The organism is Comamonas sp. C24C (assembly GCF_053345995.1).
In genome coordinates, this window is the sequence record NZ_JBKFBC010000013.1 from 98,579 (window position 1) to 115,019 (window position 16,441).

Sequence of the window (16,441 nt, forward strand, 5' to 3'; positions counted from 1 at the left end):
TTTCAAAGGAGACAATCTTGACCGATCAAGACTGGATGGCAGAAGTCCGCAGCTATGTGGGCAAGCAATACGGGCGTGTCTATGCCTGGGACAAGGTCAACAGCCCCATGATTCGTCAGTGGTGCGAGCTGATGGGCGTGGCCGTCAAGACCGACAAGGAGGGCAAGACCGTTGCGCCTCCTGCCATGCTGCAGGTCTGGTGCATGGAAGGGCCGGTGCAGAACAACTACCCGCCCGGCTCCACGACCGAGAATCCGTATGAAGTTCTGAAGCTGATCGAGGCGCAGGGCTTTCCTTCCACCGTGGCGGTGAACTCGGAGCTGAGTTTCGAGCGCGATGTGCTTGAGGGCGAGGATCTGTACTACACGACACGCCTGGAAGCCATCAGCGAAGAGAAGACCACGGCCCTGGGCACGGGTTACTTCGTGACGCAGATCATGGAGTATTTCTCGATCAAGACCCCGGGCGGCGAAGACGAGAAGGTCGGCCAGCTGATGTTCCGCGTCTTCAAGTTCCGTCCCGCCAATGTGCAAAAGGCCGAACCCGCGCCGGCGGCGGCCGCGAAGATCAAGCGGCCCGCTCCCGGTGTGAGCGATGACAACCGCTTCTTCTGGGAAGGCCTGAAGGAAGGAAAGCTCCTGATTCAGCGCTGCAAGAGCTGCGGCGATCTGCACCATCCCCCGGGTCCCGTCTGCCCCCAATGCCATTCCTTCGACTGGGACACGGTCGAGGCCAGCGGCCAGGGCACGGTGTACTCCTTCGTGGTCATGCATTACCCCGAAGTTCCGCCTTTCGACCACCCCAATCCCATCGGCCTGGTGGAGCTGCAGGAGGGCGTGCGCGTGATCGCCCAGCTGGTCGGCGTCAAGCCCGGCGAGGTGCAGATCGGCCAGAAGGTGCAGGTGGAGTTCAACACCTTTGATGGTGATCTGACTCTGGCCCAGTTCCGCCCCGTGGCCTGATGCGAGGAGGCCGTCATGGATTTTCAACTCAGTGAAGACCAGCGTGCGTTTGCCGACATGGCGCAAAGCCTGTTCGCCGACTATTGCACGGACGACAAGCTGCGCGAGCACGATGCCTCGGGTCAGCCCTTTATGCAGGAGCTGTGGCAGCAGTGCGTGGCTGCAGGCCTGCACAGCATTCTGGTGCCGGAAGCCGCAGGTGGTCTGGGTCTGGGCATGAGCGAGATGCTGGCCGTGCTGGAGCAGCAGGGCCGTGCGCTGGCGCAGGTTCCGCTGTGGCAGCAGCAGGTCGCCGCAGCCGCGATTGCCAGGTTTGCCGAGGGACAGGACGCAGTCGTTCAGTCAGCCATGCAGGGCGAGCTGCTGGCTTTGTCGCTGCAGGCCGCCGTGGCCACACGCGGGCCGGCGCTTCAGTTGCAGGGTGACCGGCTCAAAGGCCAACTGCAAGCCGTGCCGTTGGGCGAGCAGGCTCAGATGGCTCTGGTGGCAGCGGCGGCGGGTGACGAGATCAGGCTGGTGCTGGTGAGTCTGCAGGCCGATGGCGTCAGCCGCGTGGCCGGCATGCGCGAGGACTATTGCGCGGTGGCAGACATCAGCTTTCGCAACACGCCGGTGCTGGCCGTGCTGGGCGGTCGCGCGCTGGACTGGGTCCATGAGGCCGCCATCGCCTGCCTGGCCAGCCTGCAGCAGGGCGTGACGCAGGAGCAGTTGCGCCGCACGGTGGAGTACGTGAGCGAGCGCAAGCAGTTCGACCGACCCATCGGCACCTTTCAGCTGGTCCAGGGACAGATGGCCGACGGCTACATCCTCATGCAGGCCCAGCGCAGCGCGCTGAGCCAGTTGGTCTGGCGCCTGGATGCAGGTCTGCCCTGCGTGCCGCAGGCCCACGCAGTGCGTGCACAGTCCAACGAGCTGGGCCTGAAGGTGGGCCGCGTTGCACAGCACGTGCATGGCGGAATGGGCGTGGATGTGACCTATCACATCCACCGCTTCATGTTCTGGTGCCGTGCGCTGGCTGCCGAGCTCGGCAGCGCCGAACAGCACCTGGAAGCACTGGGCCAGTGGCTCGCAGAAAACGACACGCTCGGCTGGAAGTACGACCTGCCCGAAGACCGCTAAGGAGACAACAACATGGCCAATCAATCTATTCGTTTCGAGTCGGTGAACGTGGACGACGAGCTGCAATCCGTGAGCGTGCCCATCACCGTGCCGCTGATTGCCGGCGGTGCCATCGCCACGCGTGACTATTTCCCCGGTCACCACGACCGCGACGCCGCGCGCGAGCTGGGCTCGCCCCATATCTTCATGAACATCCTGACCACCAACGGTCTGGTGCAGAGCTTTGTCGAGAGCTGGGCTGGCGACGAGGCGCGCCTCATGGATCTGAAGATTCGCCTGGGTGCGCCCAACTATCCCGGCGACACCATGAAGTTCACGGGCTCCGTGACCGAGAAGAACGAGGCCACGCGCAGCGTTCAGATCGCACTCAAGGGCAGCAATTCCATGGGCTCTCACGTCAGCGGCACCGTGCAAGTGGCCCTGGCCTAAGAACAACAAGCGGAGACATTCCTGTGAACGATATGAATATTTCCGGTCGCGCCGCCATTGTGGGTCTGGGTGCGACAGAATTTTCCAAGAACTCGGGCCGTACCGAGCTGCGTCTGGCCATGGAGGCCACGCTGGCTGCGCTGAGCGATGCCGGCATCGATCCCAAGGAGGTGGATGGCTTTTCCTCGTACTCCGTGGACAAGGTTCCCGAGTATGAAATCGCCCGCCTGCTCGGGGCTCGCAACGTGAGCTTTTTCTCGCAGGTGCCGCATGGCGGCGGTGCTGCCTGCGGCCCCGTGCTGCATGCTGCCATGGCCGTGGCCACCGGCATTGCCAAGACGGTGGTGGTCTACCGCGCCATGAATGAGCGCAGCTGGTACCGCTTCGGCACCGGCAGCTATGGCTTCGGCAGCACGCCGTTCTTTGACAATGTGAACTATGGCTGGTACATGCCCCACGGCTTTCATACGCCGGCCTCCTGGGTGGGCATGTTTGCGCGCCGCTATATGCACAGCTTCGGCGCCACCAGCGAGGACTTCGGCCGTGTGGCCGTGGCCGTGCGCGACTTTGCCGCCACCAATCCCAAGGCCTTCTTCCACGGCAAGCCCATCACGCTGGAGGAGCACCAGGCCAGCCGCTGGATCTGCGAGCCGCTGCACCTGCTGGACTGCTGCCAGGAGTCCGACGGCGCCGTGGCCATGGTCATCACATCGAGCGACCGTGCGCGCGAGATGAAGACCAAGCCGGTCTATATCAAGGCCGCAGCCCAGGGCATCTCCGACGGCCAGCAGTCCATGACTTCCTTCTACCGCGAAGACATCACCGGTCTGCCCGAGATGGGCCATGTGGCCAGACAGCTGTGGCAGCAAAGCCGCCTGACGCCCAAGGACGTGCAAAGCGCGGTGCTGTATGACCATTTCTCGCCCTTTGTGCTGCCCCAGCTTGAGGAGTTCGGTTTCGTCAAGCGCGGCGAGGCCAAGGATTTCATCCGCAGCGGCGAGCATGCGCGCGGTGGCTCCATGCCCATCAACACCCATGGTGGCCAACTGGGCGAAGCCTATATCCACGGCATGAACGGCATTGCCGAAGCCGTGCGCCAGATTCGCGGCAGCTCCGTCAACCAGGTCAAGGACGTGCACAACATGGTGGTTACCGCAGGTACCGGTGTGCCCACCAGTGGCCTGATTCTGGGCGACGAGGCCTGATGGCAAGGAGACATTCATGTTCATTGACCTGACTCCCGAGCAGCATGCGCTGCGCCTCAAGTGCCGTGACTACTTTCAGGCGCTGATGACGCCAGAGCTCAAGGCCCGCATGCGCGGTGCCGAGGGCGGCGACGAGTACCGCGAGCTGATCCGCAAGATGGGACGCGATGGCTGGCTGGCCATAGGCTGGCCCAAGGAGTTCGGCGGCCAGGGCCTGTCGGCCACCGAGCAACTGATCTTCTTTGAGGAGGCGAACATCGCCGGGGCTCCGCTGCCTTTCGTCACCATCAGCACCGTCGGCCCCGCACTGATGGAGCATGGCACCGAGGCGCAGAAGAAGGAGTTTCTGCCGGGCATGGCCAGCGGCGACATCATCTTCGCCATTGGCTACTCCGAGCCCGGCGCGGGCTCCGACCTTGCCATGCTCAAGACGCAGGCGCAGCTGCAGGGCGATCTGCAGACCGGGCATTTCGTGGTCAACGGCCAGAAGTTGTGGACTTCAGGCATCGAGTCGGCCGATTACGTGTGGCTGGCGGCCCGCACCGACCAGGAGCTGGCCCGTCACAAAGGTATTTCCATCATGGTGGTCGATACCCGGGACAAGGGCTTCTCGCACACGCTGATTCAGACTGTGGGCAATTACACGGCGGCCACGTATTTCGACAATGTCGAAGTGCCCTCAGCGCGTCTGATCGGTGAGCTCAATGGCGGCTGGAAACTGATCACCGCCCAGCTCAACCACGAGCGCCTGGGTCTGGGGGCCTGGTCGGACAAGGTGTTCGCGCCCTTCGCCAAGGTGCTGCAGTGGGCCAAGGCCAGGGACGAGCAGGGGCGTCGCGCGGTCGATCAGGCCTGGGTCAGGCGCAGCCTGGCCGAGTGCTATGCCCGCCTGGAGGCCATGCGGCTGACCAATTTCCGCATCGCGGCCAGCCTGGAAGCTGGCGCCATGGATGTGAGCCTGGCATCCGCCACCAAGGTCTATGGCTCGGAAGGCGTGGTCGAGGTGCTGCATCGATTGATGGACATCGTGGGCAGCAGCGCGCTGGTGCGCGGAGGCTCGGCGGCCTCCTATCTGATGGGCGAGCTGGAGTATGAGCTGCGCGCCTCCACCATCAACACCTTCGGTGGCGGCACGAACGAGATCCAGCGCGAGCTGATTGCCCAGTTCGGCCTCGGCATGCCGCGTCCTCAGCGCTGATCGACGACAAAAATACCAAGGAGACATGTGATGAGCGACACGACTGTGGTGTCGCGCGAGCAGACCCAGCTCAAGCTGGATCGTCGCGCGCCCATTGCGGCCAAGTACATGGCCGATACGCCCTACACCATGGCCGATCGCCTGGAGGACTGTGCGCGAGATTTCGGCGAGCGCATCTTTCTGACCGAGGGCGATGTGCGCTACACCTACGCGCAGTTCAATCAGCGCGCCGATCAGGTGGCTCGCGCGCTGCACGGGCAGGGAGTGAGAAAAGGCGATGTGGTGGCCATGGCCATCGAGAACCGCCCCGCATTTTTCTTTGCCTGGTTCGGCGTGGCCAAGCTGGGGGCCGTGGTGGCCTTCATCAACACCCATGTCACGGGCAAGCCGCTGACGCATGCACTGGAGGTGACCAGGGCCGGCCATGTGATTGTGGGCGAGGAATGCGCGGAGCGTTTTGCGCAGACCGAAGGTCTGAACACCGCACTGACCTACTGGCACTGGCCGGATGAGGACAGGCCAGCGGCAGCGGAGGTTCTGTCGCAGTTCGGGCCGGATCTGCAGGCTCTGGCCGTGAGCCAGGACGATTCCCCCGTGCCGCTTGCATGGCGCGAGGGCGTGCTGGCCGGCGATACGGCGCAGTACATCTTCACCTCCGGCACCACGGGCCTGCCGAAGGCTGCGGTCATCAGCCATGCACGCTGGTTGATGGCGGGGGACTCCATGCAGCTGCTCTGGGAAATCACCCGGGACGACTGCTTTTACTGCTTTCTGCCGCTCTACCATGGCGCGGCTTCCATGTCGCTGACCGCGACCGCCATGGCCGCAGGCGCGCGCATCGTGGTGCGTCGCAAGTTCAGCCGCAGCGAGTTCTGGCGCGATATCCGCACGCATGGCATCAGCTTTTGCCAGTATGTGGGGGAGATCTGCCGCTTTCTGCTCAGCGTGCCTGCGACCGACAAGGACCGGGAGCACAGCTTGCGCAAGATGGCAGGAACCGGCCTCACGCCCGAGATCTGGCAGCAATGGACCTCGCGCTTCGGCGCCGTGTTCCAGATTTACGAAGGCTGGGGCGGGACGGAGTCCAACACCAACACCATCAATCTGGACAATCGGATCGGCTCCTGCGGTCGCGTGCCCTTCTGGGAGAAAACCAATCTGCGCCTGGTTCGCTACGACCAGGAAAAGGGCGATTACATCCGCGACGAGAACGGATTTCTGCAGCTTGCCGGTGTGAACGAACCGGGCGAAGCCATAGGCATGGTCATTCAGTATCCGGGCGTGGTCGCCGGGCGCTTCGAAGGCTATACCAGCGAGGAGGCCTCCGAAAAGAAGCTGCTGCGCAATGCCTTCCAGTCGGGCGATGTCTGGTGGACCTCGGGCGATCTGCTGCGTTGCGACGAAGACGGTTATTGCTGGTTTGTGGACCGCATCGGCGATACCTTCCGCTGGAAGAGCGAGAACGTCTCGACCATGGAGGTCGGCGATGCGCTGGGGGACTTCAAGGGCCTGGATGCGATTACCGTCTATGGCGTGCAGGTTCCCGGCCATGGCGGTCGTGCAGGCATGGTCGCTCTGGTGATGCATGAGGGTGCAGGGTTCGACCCCGGGGCCTTCTGGGAGCTGGCCATCTCCCGCCTGCCACGCTATGCAGCACCGCTGTTCGTGCGACTGATGGATACGCCGGACATGACCGGCAATTACAAGCTGCGCAAGGTGGATCTGCAGAAGCAGGGCTATGACGGCGTACCCGGTGCCGATCCGCTGTTTGTGCGCAACGACAAGCTGCAGACCTATGTGCCGCTGACTGCCGCCGCACTTGAAGAGGCTCTGCGTGGCTAGCGCCGTCGCGCAGGAGCGCGTACGGGCCAAGCCCGCAGAGGTGCTGCGCTACCCTTTCGAGCCGCCGGCAGCCGATGGCAGCCATGTGGAGATCGTGCCAGGCCTGTTGTGGCTGCGCATGCCCATGCCCATGGCCCTGGATCACATCAATGTCTATCTGCTCAGGGACGGCGACGGCTGGGCGCTGGTGGACACGGGGCTGGGAATCCCCGCTACGTTTGAGCTGTGGGAGAAGATCTTTGCGCAGAAGCTGGCTGGACAGCCGCTGACCCGCGTGATTTGCACCCACTGCCACTATGACCATGCGGGAGCGGCATGGTGGTTGCAGCAACGCTTTGGCGTGCCGCTGCTCATGACCTATGGAGAGTTCATGATGCTGCGCTCGCTGATGGGGCCGCCGCCCGATCCGCTGCCCGAGGCGCATCGCGATTTCTATGCGCGTGCAGGCGTGAGCAGCGAGGAGCTGGACAGCATGCTGACTGCCATGCGCAAGGATCCGTTCATGCCCAGGCAGCCCAGCCATTACCAGCGCATTCATCCGGGCGAGCTGCTGAAGATCGGGGAGCGCCAGTGGCGCATTGTGCTGGGCGAAGGGCACTCGCCAGAGCATGCCTGTCTGTATTGCGAGGACGAGGGCATTTTGCTGGCCGGTGATCAGGTGCTGCCGCGCATCACATCGAACGTGATGGTCAGCCCCATCGAGCCGGAGGGCAATCCGCTCAAGCTCTGGATCGATTCGCTGCATCGACTGCGCGAGCTGCCGGCCGACACCCTGGTGCTGCCATCGCATCAAGGCGTGTTCTACGGCCTGCACGAGCGTCTGGTCCAGGTGCATGAGCACCATGCCGAGCAGTTTGCGCTGCTGACCGGGCATCTGGGCCAGGTGGGGCGCGCAACGGCGGCCGAACTGGTGCCGGTGCTCTTTCCCCGGCTGCGCAGCCCCGTGGATCGTCTGATGGCCCTAGGGGAAACGATAGCCCATTTGAACCTGCTTCACCAGGATGGAGTGCTGTTGCGCACCGCGGGTGAAGGCAAGATTGCATATTTCTCGTTGGCCGAAGTGAGGAAGCCATGACGGAACTGGAAACATTCAAACAAGACGTGGCGCAGTGGCTGGAGGAGAACTGTCCTGCAAGCATGCGCCGGCCCATTGTCTCTGAAGAGATGGTCTGGGGCAGCTCCAGGCTGCAGTTCCTGAACGAGGATCAGAAGCTGTGGTTCGAACGCATGCGCGACCGCGGCTGGTTCGCTCCGTCCTGGCCGCGTGAATACGGCGGTGGCGGTCTCTCTCCCAAGCAAGCCCGCATCCTGGACACTGAGATGGCCCGTCTCGGTTGCCGCCAGCCCCAGTACAACCTGGGCGTGTGGATGCTGGGGCCGGTCCTCGTGGAGGTGGGGACGCACGAGCAAAAGCTCGAGCATCTGCTGCCCATGATGCGTGGCGAGCAGCGCTGGTGCCAGGGCTTTTCGGAGCCCAATGCCGGCTCGGATCTGGCCAGCCTCAAGACCTCGGCCAGGCGCGTGACGGATGAGCAGGGCGAGGCCTACATCGTCAACGGGGGCAAGATCTGGACCTCGGATGGAGACAAGGGCGACTGGATGTACGCGCTGGTCCGCACCAGCAGCGAAGGCAAGAAGCAGGACGGCATCAGCTTCCTGCTGATCGACATGAAGAGCCCGGGCGTCACGGTCAAGCCCATAGAGCTGATCAGTGGCAAGTCCAGCTTCTGCCAGGTCTTCTTTGACGACGTGCGGGTGCCTGTGCGCCAGCTGGTGGGCAGGGAAGGCGAAGGCTGGTCTCTGGCCAAGAAGCTGCTGCAGCACGAGCGTGCGGCCATGTCCAAGTTCACGGAAGGCGGCGCGCCCTCGCACGATGCTCTCAGGACCGCATTGCCCTATATGGTGGATGAGCAGGGGCAGGTCCGCGATGGCGCACTGCGCGACAAGCTGGCTGGACTGCTCATGGATGCACAGTCTTTCGCCCTGACCCATCGTCGGGTGACCGAAAAGGCGCTGGCGCGCCAGGATGTTTCCGGCCCCTCCAGCATCATGAAGCTGGTGCAGACCGAGCAGGAGGTCGCCAAGTACGAGCTGCTGCAGCAGGCACTGGGCCTGCGCGGCCTGGGCTGGGACGCCGGCGATGACTTCACGGCTGACGAGATAGAGGTAGGCCGTGCCTGGCTGCGCTCCAAGAGCTACACGATTGCCGGCGGCAGCTCGGAGGTGCAGCTCAACATCATTGCCAAGCGGGTGCTGGAACTGCCTTGACCATTGGACTGCAATGCGGCTTGGCGCCCCGCTGCGGGGCGGCGGATAACGAATTGAAATGGAGACAAGAATATGACCATGCTTTTGTCGCAAGAGCAGGAGCTGCTCAAGGACAGTGCTGCAGCCTTTCTCGCGCAGGAAGCGCCTGTGGCCCAGCAGCGTCGCCTGCGCGATGCAAAGGTGGAACAGGGCTTTGATACGTCGCTGTGGCAGCAGATGGTGGAGATGGGCTGGCCAGTGGCGGTGCTGCCCGAGTCGCACGAGGGACTGGCTGCAGGCTATCTGGGCATGGGCGCCGTGTTTGAAGCCATTGGCCGCAACCTGTCGGCCCAGCCGTTGCTGAGCCAGGCCGTGCTGGCACCGGAGCTGCTGATTCGCGCGGGCTCTGCAGCCCAGCAGGCGCAGTGGCTGCCCCTGCTCGCCAGTGGGCAGGCCAGGCTGGCGCTGGCCCTGGAGGAAAAATCCGGCCAGCATCTGGCCGCCGCAGCTGCTGCGGTGGCCGAGCAGACCGGCACGGGCTGGAGCCTGAGCGGCGAAAAGGCCTTTGTGCTGGATGGCGTGGGCGCCAATGGCTTTGTGGTGCTGGCTGTCTCTGGAGAAGGTGCTCCCGGCCTGTGGCTGGTGCCTGCCGATGCCCAGGGTGTCAGCGTCAGTCCCATGAGCATGATAGACAGCCGCAACATGGCGCGCGTACGGTTTGACAAGGTGGTTCTGAGTGCCGAGATGGCACTGGTGGCCAGGCCGGCGGCTCAGGCGCTGGAGGAAGTGCTGGACCGGGCCAGAGCCTGTCTTGCCGCAGAGTCTCTGGGCCTGCTGCGTGAAGTGTTCCAGCGCACGGTAAGCTATCTGAAGGAGCGCGTTCAGTTCGATGTGCAGATCGGCTCATTCCAGGCATTGCAGCACCGTGCGGCACGCCTGTATGTGGAGCTTGAGCTGCTGGAGAGCTGCGTGCTGGCGGCCCTCGAAGCCATCGACTCCGGTCGTGAAGACAAGGTGCCCGAGCTGGCCAGCATGGCCAAGGCCAGGGCATCCGACCTCTGCGAGAAGCTCTGCAACGAGTCCATACAGCTGCATGGCGGCATCGGGGTGACGGACGAACTGGACATCGGTCTGTTCTTCAAGCGGGCACGTGTCTTGCAACGCCTGCTGGGCGACGGCAGCTATCACCGCAACCGCTTTGCACAACTGAAAGGTTTCTGAGATGAGCGATGCTTTGGTTTCCATAGGTGAAAAGATCAGCAGCGTTCGCGCGCAGCTGACGGCGCCGGGTGCACCTTTTGAAGTGCAGCAGATCACGCTGCCCGATGGGCGCAGTGTGGCCGCCTATCGCAATGCGTTTCAGACTCTGGCCCAGCTGATCGATGCAGGCCGGGGCCACGGCGCGGCCGAGTTCATGGTCTATGGCGATGATCGCTGGACTTTCGACCGTTTCTTTGCCGCAGCCGACGCACTGGCCAGCCGCTTGCAGAAGCAGCAGGGCCTCAAGGCCGGCGACCGGGTGGCCATCGCCATGCGCAACCGCCCCGAGTGGGTGGTTGCCTTTGCCGCCACGGCCTTGCTGGGCGCGGTGCCGGTGCCTTTGAACAGCTTTGGTCTGAGCAACGAGCTGATGGCCAATCTGGAAGACACCAGCCCGGTGATGCTGATCTGCGATGCCGACCGCCATGCTCGCATCAGCCAGGCGATTGCGCAGACCGCCATCAAGACGGTGGTGGTGGATGGCGAGGTTGGCGACATCAGCTGGCAGGCGCTGACTGCAGGAGGTCATGATGGCTTTGTGTCGCCGCAGCTGAGTGCCGATGAAGCTGCGCTGATCCTGTTCACATCGGGTGCCACCAGCCGTGCCAAGGGTGTGGAGTCCACGCACCGCGCCGTGTGCCAGGCCATCTTCAATATCGACTTCATCGGTGCAGTGGCAGCCATGACCTCGCCGGACGCGATTGCCGCCATCATGGCGCGCCAGCTGCAGCCGACCACCTTGTCGGCCGTGCCGCTGTTCCACGTCAGCGGCCTGCATGCCCAGCTGCTGGTCAGCCTGCGCCATGGCCGTCGCCTGATCTTTGTGCACCGCTGGGAGCCCGAGAAGGCTGCCGAGCTGATCCGCAAGGAGAAAGTCACGCAGTTCAATGGTGCGCCCAGCATGGTGCAGCAGCTGATCGGCCTGCCCGGATTCGAGCAGCCGCAAAGCTCGGGCAATCTCTCCGGCGTGGGCTTTGGCGGGGCGGGACTGCACACGCGTCTGATCGACGAGGTGCTGACCAAGTTCAAGGGGCGCATGTCCGGCATAGGATTTGGACTGACCGAGTCCAACGGCGTCTGTGCAGGCAGCTCGGGGCGCATGTTCGAGGAGCATCCGCGTAGCTCGGGGGTGCTGTCGCCCATCATCGAGGTGCGCATTGCCGATCTGGATGGCGCAGCCCTGCCCGTGGGGCAGAGCGGCGAGATCTGGCTGCGGGGCGTGACCCTGATGGAGCGCTATTGCGGCGACGAGGAGGCTACCGCCAAGGCCATGCAGGGGGGCTGGTTCCACACCGGAGACATAGGCTTTCTGAACGATGAGGGCTTCCTGACCATCGTCGACCGCATCAAGGACGTGATTAACCGCAGCGGTGAAAAGATTGCCGCGGCCGAGGTCGAGGCCTGCCTGCTGCAGCATGAGTCGCTGGAGGAGGCCGCCGTGTTCTCCATGCCGCACGAGGTCACGGGCGAGCAGGTCGTAGCCGTGGTGGTCGGGAAATCGTGGAGTCAGGTCACTCCCGAGCTTCTTCGCGAGTTCGTGGCTCAGCGTCTGGCGAGCTACAAGGTGCCCAGCCGCATCGTCGTGCGTGCCGAGCCTTTGCCGCGCAATCCCGCCGGCAAGATGCTCAAGGCATCGATTCGCAAGGAATGCGCTCATCTGCTGAGTTGATGCCCGAATCGGGGTGGTTCTAGGACTTTCCCGATCTGCTTTCCAAAGCCTGCTGCTGCCTCGCGCACCAGCAGGCTTTTTCATTGGGCAAAACGCTTTGAGTTACCCATGTGGACTAGGTCTCTAGGGTCTGTCAGTAGTCAACTCAGACGATGGTTGAACAGACCTGCTGACGCAGTATGCAACTGCCTGCAAACGGCAAAACCACTGGGACTGCGCGAGGCGATGTACTTCGTTTGTAGCACCCACCAAAAATAAGTTCTAGAACCTAGGAGACAGAGATGAAGTTTGTGACAGCCAGGACTCCGCTCGCAGTGGCAGTTGGCCTGATGGTTGCATCGTCGGCATGGGCGAAGGTGCCGGCGAGCGAAGCAGAGCAGCTGGGCAAGGAATTGACTTGCGTGGGAGCCATCAAGGCCGGCAACAAGGAAGGCACGATTCCCGAGTTCACTGGCAAATGGGCTGGCGCGCCCACCGGTGTGGCCCATGTGCAATCCAGCGGCAAGCATCCCGTGGATATCTATGCCGATGAAAAGCCTCTGTTCGTGATCACGGCGGAGAACATGGACAAGTATGGCGACAAGCTCAGCGCCGGCCAGAAAGCCATGTTCCAGAAGTACCCCAAGACCATGCAGATTCCGGTCTACAAGGGGCATCGTGACTTCCGCTATACGGATGAAGTCTGTGCCGTGTTGAAGAAAAATGCACTGGAGTCCGAGGTCGTCGACAACGGCATGGGCATCAAGGGCAGCTTCGGAGCGATCAACTTCCCGATTCCCAAGACCGGACAGGAAGTGATCTGGAACAACCTGCTGCCCACGCGTGCCTACACCGAGTCCATCACGCGCGACATGGCAAACGTGCTGTCGGACGGCAGCATGAGCTTCGGCCGCATGCAGAACCTGAACCTGGACATGGTCAACAAGCCGGAGATGCTGGGCAAGCCGGTCGAAGGCGTGATGGCCTATACACGCACCAGAACGCTGGCTCCCGAGCGCGAGAAGGGCGGCGTGACCCACTCCGTGGAACCCGTCAATTTCGCCAAGGACAAGCGCCTGGCCTGGAGCTACGACCCCGGTACACGCCGTGTGCGCCAGGTGCCCGAGTATGGCTTCGACCAGCCCATGGCCGGAACCGGCGGCAAGATGACCATCGACTCGGACCGTCTCTTCAACGGCTCGCCCGAGCGCTACAGCTGGAAGTTGCTGGGCAAGAAGGAGATGTACATCCCCGCCAACAACTACAAGATCCACCAGCCCACGGTGAAGTACGCCGACCTGCTCAAGCCCGGTCATGCCAATCCCGATTTCATGCGCTATGAGCTGCGCCGCGTCTGGGCCGTTGAAGGCACCCTGAAGGATGGCTTCCGGCATGTCTACGGCAAGCGTGTGCTGTTCGTCGACGAGGACACCGGTCAGGCCGTGGCTGCGGACATGTATGACGCGCGCGGCCAGCTGTGGCAGCACGCCTTCATCAACTACTACTACTCCTTCGACATCAAGGCCTGGCATGCAGGCACGTCCTTCTATCACGACCTGAATTCCGGCGGGTACATGGGCTACAACCTTTTTCAGGAACGCGCCCAGGGTCCCGTCCTGAACAAGGGTGATCTCGTGCCCGCCATGTTCACGCCAGAAGCCGCTCGCAACGCGGGCAACTAAGTTTTATCAACGAGCGACTCACTATGAAAAACAATATGAAGAAACTCACTCCCATCGCAGTGGCGGCGCTGCTGTCCCTGGGCGCGGGAGCGGTTCAAGCGGGGGAGACGGTCGAGCTGGGCGATGGTCTGAAGTTCGACTGGCGTCTGAACGTGAGCTATGGCCTGGGTGTTCGTCTGGACAACCCATCGCCGGTGCTGAACACGGACGGCAACAACAACTTCAAGAAGGGGGCGCTGACGGCCAACCGGCTGGGCGCCGTCTGGGAAAGCAAGCTGTCCAAAGGCGACAGCGGCTTTGTGCTGAACGCCAGCACCTTCTATGACGACGTCTACCACCAGCGCAACGACAACAAGGGCCCGATCAGCACGGCCGGTCCCGTGGACGAGTTCAACTCTGCTGCCAAGCGCTATGGCGGCGGCTATTCGCGCCTTCTCGATACCTATGCCTACACCAGCTTCAACATGGGTGAGGCCCGTGCCACGGTGCGTCTGGGCAAGCAGGTGGTGAACTGGGGCGAGTCCATGTATTTTGCCAATATCGCTGCGGCCCAGGGCCCCAGCGATGCGGCAAAGGCCGCCTCGCCCGGCGCCGAAGTCAAGGAAATCCTGCTGCCTGAAGACCAGATCTCGGCCTCGCTGGAAGTCAGCCCCAAGCTCTCGTTGCTGGGTCACTACCAGTTCGGCTTCCACGAGACGCTGCTGCCTGCTCCGGGCATGTACACCAGCACCAGCAATGCCCTGGGTCCCGGCGCCTCCTGCCTGGGTGTCTACAACGGCGCGACCTGCCGTGGCCTGCGGCGCGGCAATGACATCCGGCCCAGCAGCTCGGGCCAGTGGGGTATCGGTGGGCGCTATCGCGTGACCGACGAGACGGAAGTCGGCCTGTACTACCTGAACTACAACGACCGCACTCCCTCGCTGGTCGTGAACATGAATGGAGCGATACCGACGGGCTACCAGGTGCGCTATTTCGACGATATCAAGATGCTGGGCACGACGGTCAGCACGACCTTCGGCAAGTTCTCGGCCTTTGGTGAAGCCAGCTACCGCAAGGGGACGCCCGTGCTCAACGGCAATGGTGTGGCGGTGCGTGGTGACGTGGTGCAGGGCAACGTCGGCGGTATCTTCAATATCGGCCGAACCGGTATCGCAGACGACATGTCCCTAGCTGCCGAAATTTCCGGCTCTCGCGTGATCAGCGTGGCCGATGGCAGCTCCACCGACAACCTGAGCTTCAAGACCCGCAACTCCCTGGTGGCCGGCGCGACCCTGACGCTGGGCTACCCCGGCATCTTCGAAGGCTGGGATCTGAGCATTCCGATCAGCTACCAGTCGCAACTGCGCGGCCGCTCCCTGGTCGGCACCTTCGGCGGCGGCCAGAGCGACAGCCGGTTGAGCATTGGCGCGACGTTTGTGCGCAAGAGCAATTTCTCGATCAACGTGGCCTATATCAACTACCTGGGCAATCCTTCCGCCGACTCCCTGCGCGCACGCCCTCTGGCCGACCGCGACCAGCTGTCGGTTACTGCCAAGTACTCGTTCTGAAGCACAGCAACGAGCCAACACCACAAAGGCCCGGCTCTCCGGGCTTTTGTGTTTGAAAGAGGTCTGAGTACATGCGAATAACGACCGGACAATGGATCGCCCCTTTGAGGGCCATGGCACTGGGATTGATGAGCAGTGCCGCATCGGGGCAATATCTGCTGGATGCCTTGCCTCCTTTGCCCAAGGTGGCTCCCTTGATGGCTCCTACCGAGCTGCGCGGTGATACACAGGGCGACATCCGTTTCAGGTCCAGCAGCCCGTATGACCTCGATGTTCTGCTGGGTCAGCCGGCCAGGGCGGAGGCAACCATGGGCATGGGCAAGTTGTTCCTGCCCAAGGGGGCCAGCGAGAAGAGGCAGGTGCCAGCCATGGTGGTCCTGCCGGGCGGTGCCGGGGCGATTCCCGGGCGCGAGAGCGAAATGGCACAGATGCTGGCCGACAACGGCATTGCTGCGCTGCTGGTCGATAACTTCAAGCCGCGCGGCATCAGCGAAGACATGCCTTACGCGCTCAAGATCATGGGTACCTCCGAGTTTGATGCCGTGGCCGATGCCTATGCCGCACTCAAGGCCTTGAACAAGCATCCGGCCATCGATGGCTGGCGTATCGGGGTGATGGGGTTTTCCAAGGGCGGAATCGCGGCGCGCATGAGTCTGGATGCCCGCATTCGCGACAAGCTGGCACCTTTCATCCAGCCCTTTGCCTTGCATGTGGACTTCTACGGGCCTTGCTACGCGCTGCTGCAGTCGCGCAAGACCACAGGCTCGCCCTTGCTCAGCTTCAGAGCGGGGGAGGATGCATCGAATGATCTGGTGGCCTGCGCGCAGCAGGAAAAGGTCCTGCGTGAGGCCGGCTCCGAAGTCAGCACCGTGGTCTATGCCAGGGCAGGCCATGACTGGGAAAGCGACAAGCCGCGCGAGATGACGAATCGTCCCTACCTGGCTGGCTGCACCATCGAGTTCAACGACAAGGACTTTCCCGTCTTCAATGGCCAGCCTCTGATTCCCGCCGGGGCTCAGACTGATCGCCAGACGCGCTACAGAATCCGGGTGCAAAGCGGCAAGGCGCTGGGAGACTGCGTCAAGGTAGGCTATATCGCCGGGCGCGATGAAACCGCACGCAGCCTGGCCGGCAAGCAGTTGCTGCAGTTTCTCAAAGTAAAGTTTGAGCAGTAGACCAGGTTCTGCACAAAGCAACGGGGCCAGCGATCGCTGGCCTTTTTCATGTCTTGAATCTGCCTGAAGTAGCTGTCCATGAAGGGGGTAAAACTATCAAGAGAGCAGCGTTTCAATGAAAAGGGAG

Annotated in this window: 13 protein-coding genes; all 13 read left to right on the forward strand. The window is 62.8% G+C overall.

The features are described 5' to 3' along the window. Nucleotides 1–17 precede the first annotated feature (17 nt). A complete protein-coding gene (locus ACLBXN_RS21045; RefSeq protein ID WP_211455571.1) occupies nt 18–962 on the forward strand; it encodes a Zn-ribbon domain-containing OB-fold protein in 945 nt (314 codons plus the stop codon). Nucleotides 963–977: 15 nt separating this feature from the next. Further along, entirely contained in the window at nt 978–2,081 is a 1,104-nt protein-coding gene (locus ACLBXN_RS21050) for an acyl-CoA dehydrogenase family protein (RefSeq protein ID WP_447613455.1), read from the forward strand. 12 nt (nt 2,082–2,093) lie between these two features. Continuing rightward, nucleotides 2,094–2,510, forward strand: coding sequence for a MaoC family dehydratase (locus ACLBXN_RS21055; RefSeq protein WP_447613456.1), 417 nt, complete (start codon nt 2,094–2,096; stop codon nt 2,508–2,510). A gap of 32 nt (nt 2,511–2,542) precedes the next feature. Continuing rightward, nucleotides 2,543–3,715 carry a lipid-transfer protein gene (locus ACLBXN_RS21060; protein ID WP_447613507.1) on the forward strand — a complete coding sequence of 391 codons (1,173 nt, stop codon included), beginning with the start codon at nt 2,543–2,545 and terminating at the stop codon, nt 3,713–3,715. 16 nt (nt 3,716–3,731) lie between these two features. After that, complete coding sequence (locus ACLBXN_RS21065) at nt 3,732–4,913, forward strand: acyl-CoA dehydrogenase family protein (RefSeq protein WP_447613457.1); 1,182 nt, start codon at nt 3,732–3,734, stop codon at nt 4,911–4,913. A gap of 30 nt (nt 4,914–4,943) precedes the next feature. Beyond that, on the forward strand, nt 4,944–6,755 hold the full coding sequence (locus ACLBXN_RS21070) for a long-chain-acyl-CoA synthetase (protein WP_447613458.1): 1,812 nt from the start codon (nt 4,944–4,946) through the stop codon (nt 6,753–6,755). Further along, on the forward strand, nt 6,748–7,830 hold the full coding sequence (locus tag ACLBXN_RS21075; protein ID WP_447613459.1) for an MBL fold metallo-hydrolase: 1,083 nt from the start codon (nt 6,748–6,750) through the stop codon (nt 7,828–7,830). Before ACLBXN_RS21070 ends, ACLBXN_RS21075 begins: the two co-directional genes overlap by 8 nt. After that, nucleotides 7,827–9,023, forward strand: coding sequence for an acyl-CoA dehydrogenase family protein (locus ACLBXN_RS21080; RefSeq protein WP_447613460.1), 1,197 nt, complete (start codon nt 7,827–7,829; stop codon nt 9,021–9,023). The genes ACLBXN_RS21075 and ACLBXN_RS21080 overlap by 4 nt, the downstream gene beginning before the upstream one ends. 72 nt (nt 9,024–9,095) lie before the next feature. Beyond that, nucleotides 9,096–10,223: an acyl-CoA dehydrogenase family protein gene (locus ACLBXN_RS21085; RefSeq protein ID WP_447613461.1), complete on the forward strand. Its 1,128-nt coding sequence runs from the start codon at nt 9,096–9,098 to the stop codon at nt 10,221–10,223. 1 nt (nt 10,224) lies between these two features. Continuing rightward, entirely contained in the window at nt 10,225–11,931 is a 1,707-nt protein-coding gene (locus ACLBXN_RS21090) for a class I adenylate-forming enzyme family protein (RefSeq protein WP_447613462.1), read from the forward strand. A gap of 281 nt (nt 11,932–12,212) precedes the next feature. After that, nucleotides 12,213–13,592: a DUF1329 domain-containing protein gene (locus ACLBXN_RS21095; protein ID WP_447613463.1), complete on the forward strand. Its 1,380-nt coding sequence runs from the start codon at nt 12,213–12,215 to the stop codon at nt 13,590–13,592. 23 nt (nt 13,593–13,615) lie between these two features. Continuing rightward, nucleotides 13,616–15,139, forward strand: a complete 1,524-nt coding sequence (locus ACLBXN_RS21100; RefSeq protein WP_447613464.1) for a DUF1302 domain-containing protein — start codon at nt 13,616–13,618, stop codon at nt 15,137–15,139. Between the two features lie 71 nt (nt 15,140–15,210). Further along, entirely contained in the window at nt 15,211–16,314 is a 1,104-nt protein-coding gene (locus tag ACLBXN_RS21105) for a dienelactone hydrolase family protein (RefSeq protein WP_230630151.1), read from the forward strand. Nucleotides 16,315–16,441: the final 127 nt, after the last annotated feature.

What these genes read in the sequence shown, in the direction of transcription:
- ACLBXN_RS21050 (WP_447613455.1), top strand. Translation starts at nt 978, where the DNA reads ATGGATTTTCAACTCAGTGAAGACCAGCGTGCGTTTGCCGACATGGCG.
- ACLBXN_RS21055 (WP_447613456.1), top strand. Translation starts at nt 2,094, where the DNA reads ATGGCCAATCAATCTATTCGTTTCGAGTCGGTGAACGTGGACGACGAG.
- ACLBXN_RS21060 (WP_447613507.1), top strand. Translation starts at nt 2,543, where the DNA reads ATGAATATTTCCGGTCGCGCCGCCATTGTGGGTCTGGGTGCGACAGAA.
- ACLBXN_RS21065 (WP_447613457.1), top strand. Translation starts at nt 3,732, where the DNA reads ATGTTCATTGACCTGACTCCCGAGCAGCATGCGCTGCGCCTCAAGTGC.
- ACLBXN_RS21070 (WP_447613458.1), top strand. Translation starts at nt 4,944, where the DNA reads ATGAGCGACACGACTGTGGTGTCGCGCGAGCAGACCCAGCTCAAGCTG.
- ACLBXN_RS21080 (WP_447613460.1), top strand. Translation starts at nt 7,827, where the DNA reads ATGACGGAACTGGAAACATTCAAACAAGACGTGGCGCAGTGGCTGGAG.
- ACLBXN_RS21085 (WP_447613461.1), top strand. Translation starts at nt 9,096, where the DNA reads ATGACCATGCTTTTGTCGCAAGAGCAGGAGCTGCTCAAGGACAGTGCT.
- ACLBXN_RS21090 (WP_447613462.1), top strand. Translation starts at nt 10,225, where the DNA reads ATGAGCGATGCTTTGGTTTCCATAGGTGAAAAGATCAGCAGCGTTCGC.
- ACLBXN_RS21095 (WP_447613463.1), top strand. Translation starts at nt 12,213, where the DNA reads ATGAAGTTTGTGACAGCCAGGACTCCGCTCGCAGTGGCAGTTGGCCTG.
- ACLBXN_RS21100 (WP_447613464.1), top strand. Translation starts at nt 13,616, where the DNA reads ATGAAAAACAATATGAAGAAACTCACTCCCATCGCAGTGGCGGCGCTG.
- ACLBXN_RS21105 (WP_230630151.1), top strand. Translation starts at nt 15,211, where the DNA reads ATGCGAATAACGACCGGACAATGGATCGCCCCTTTGAGGGCCATGGCA.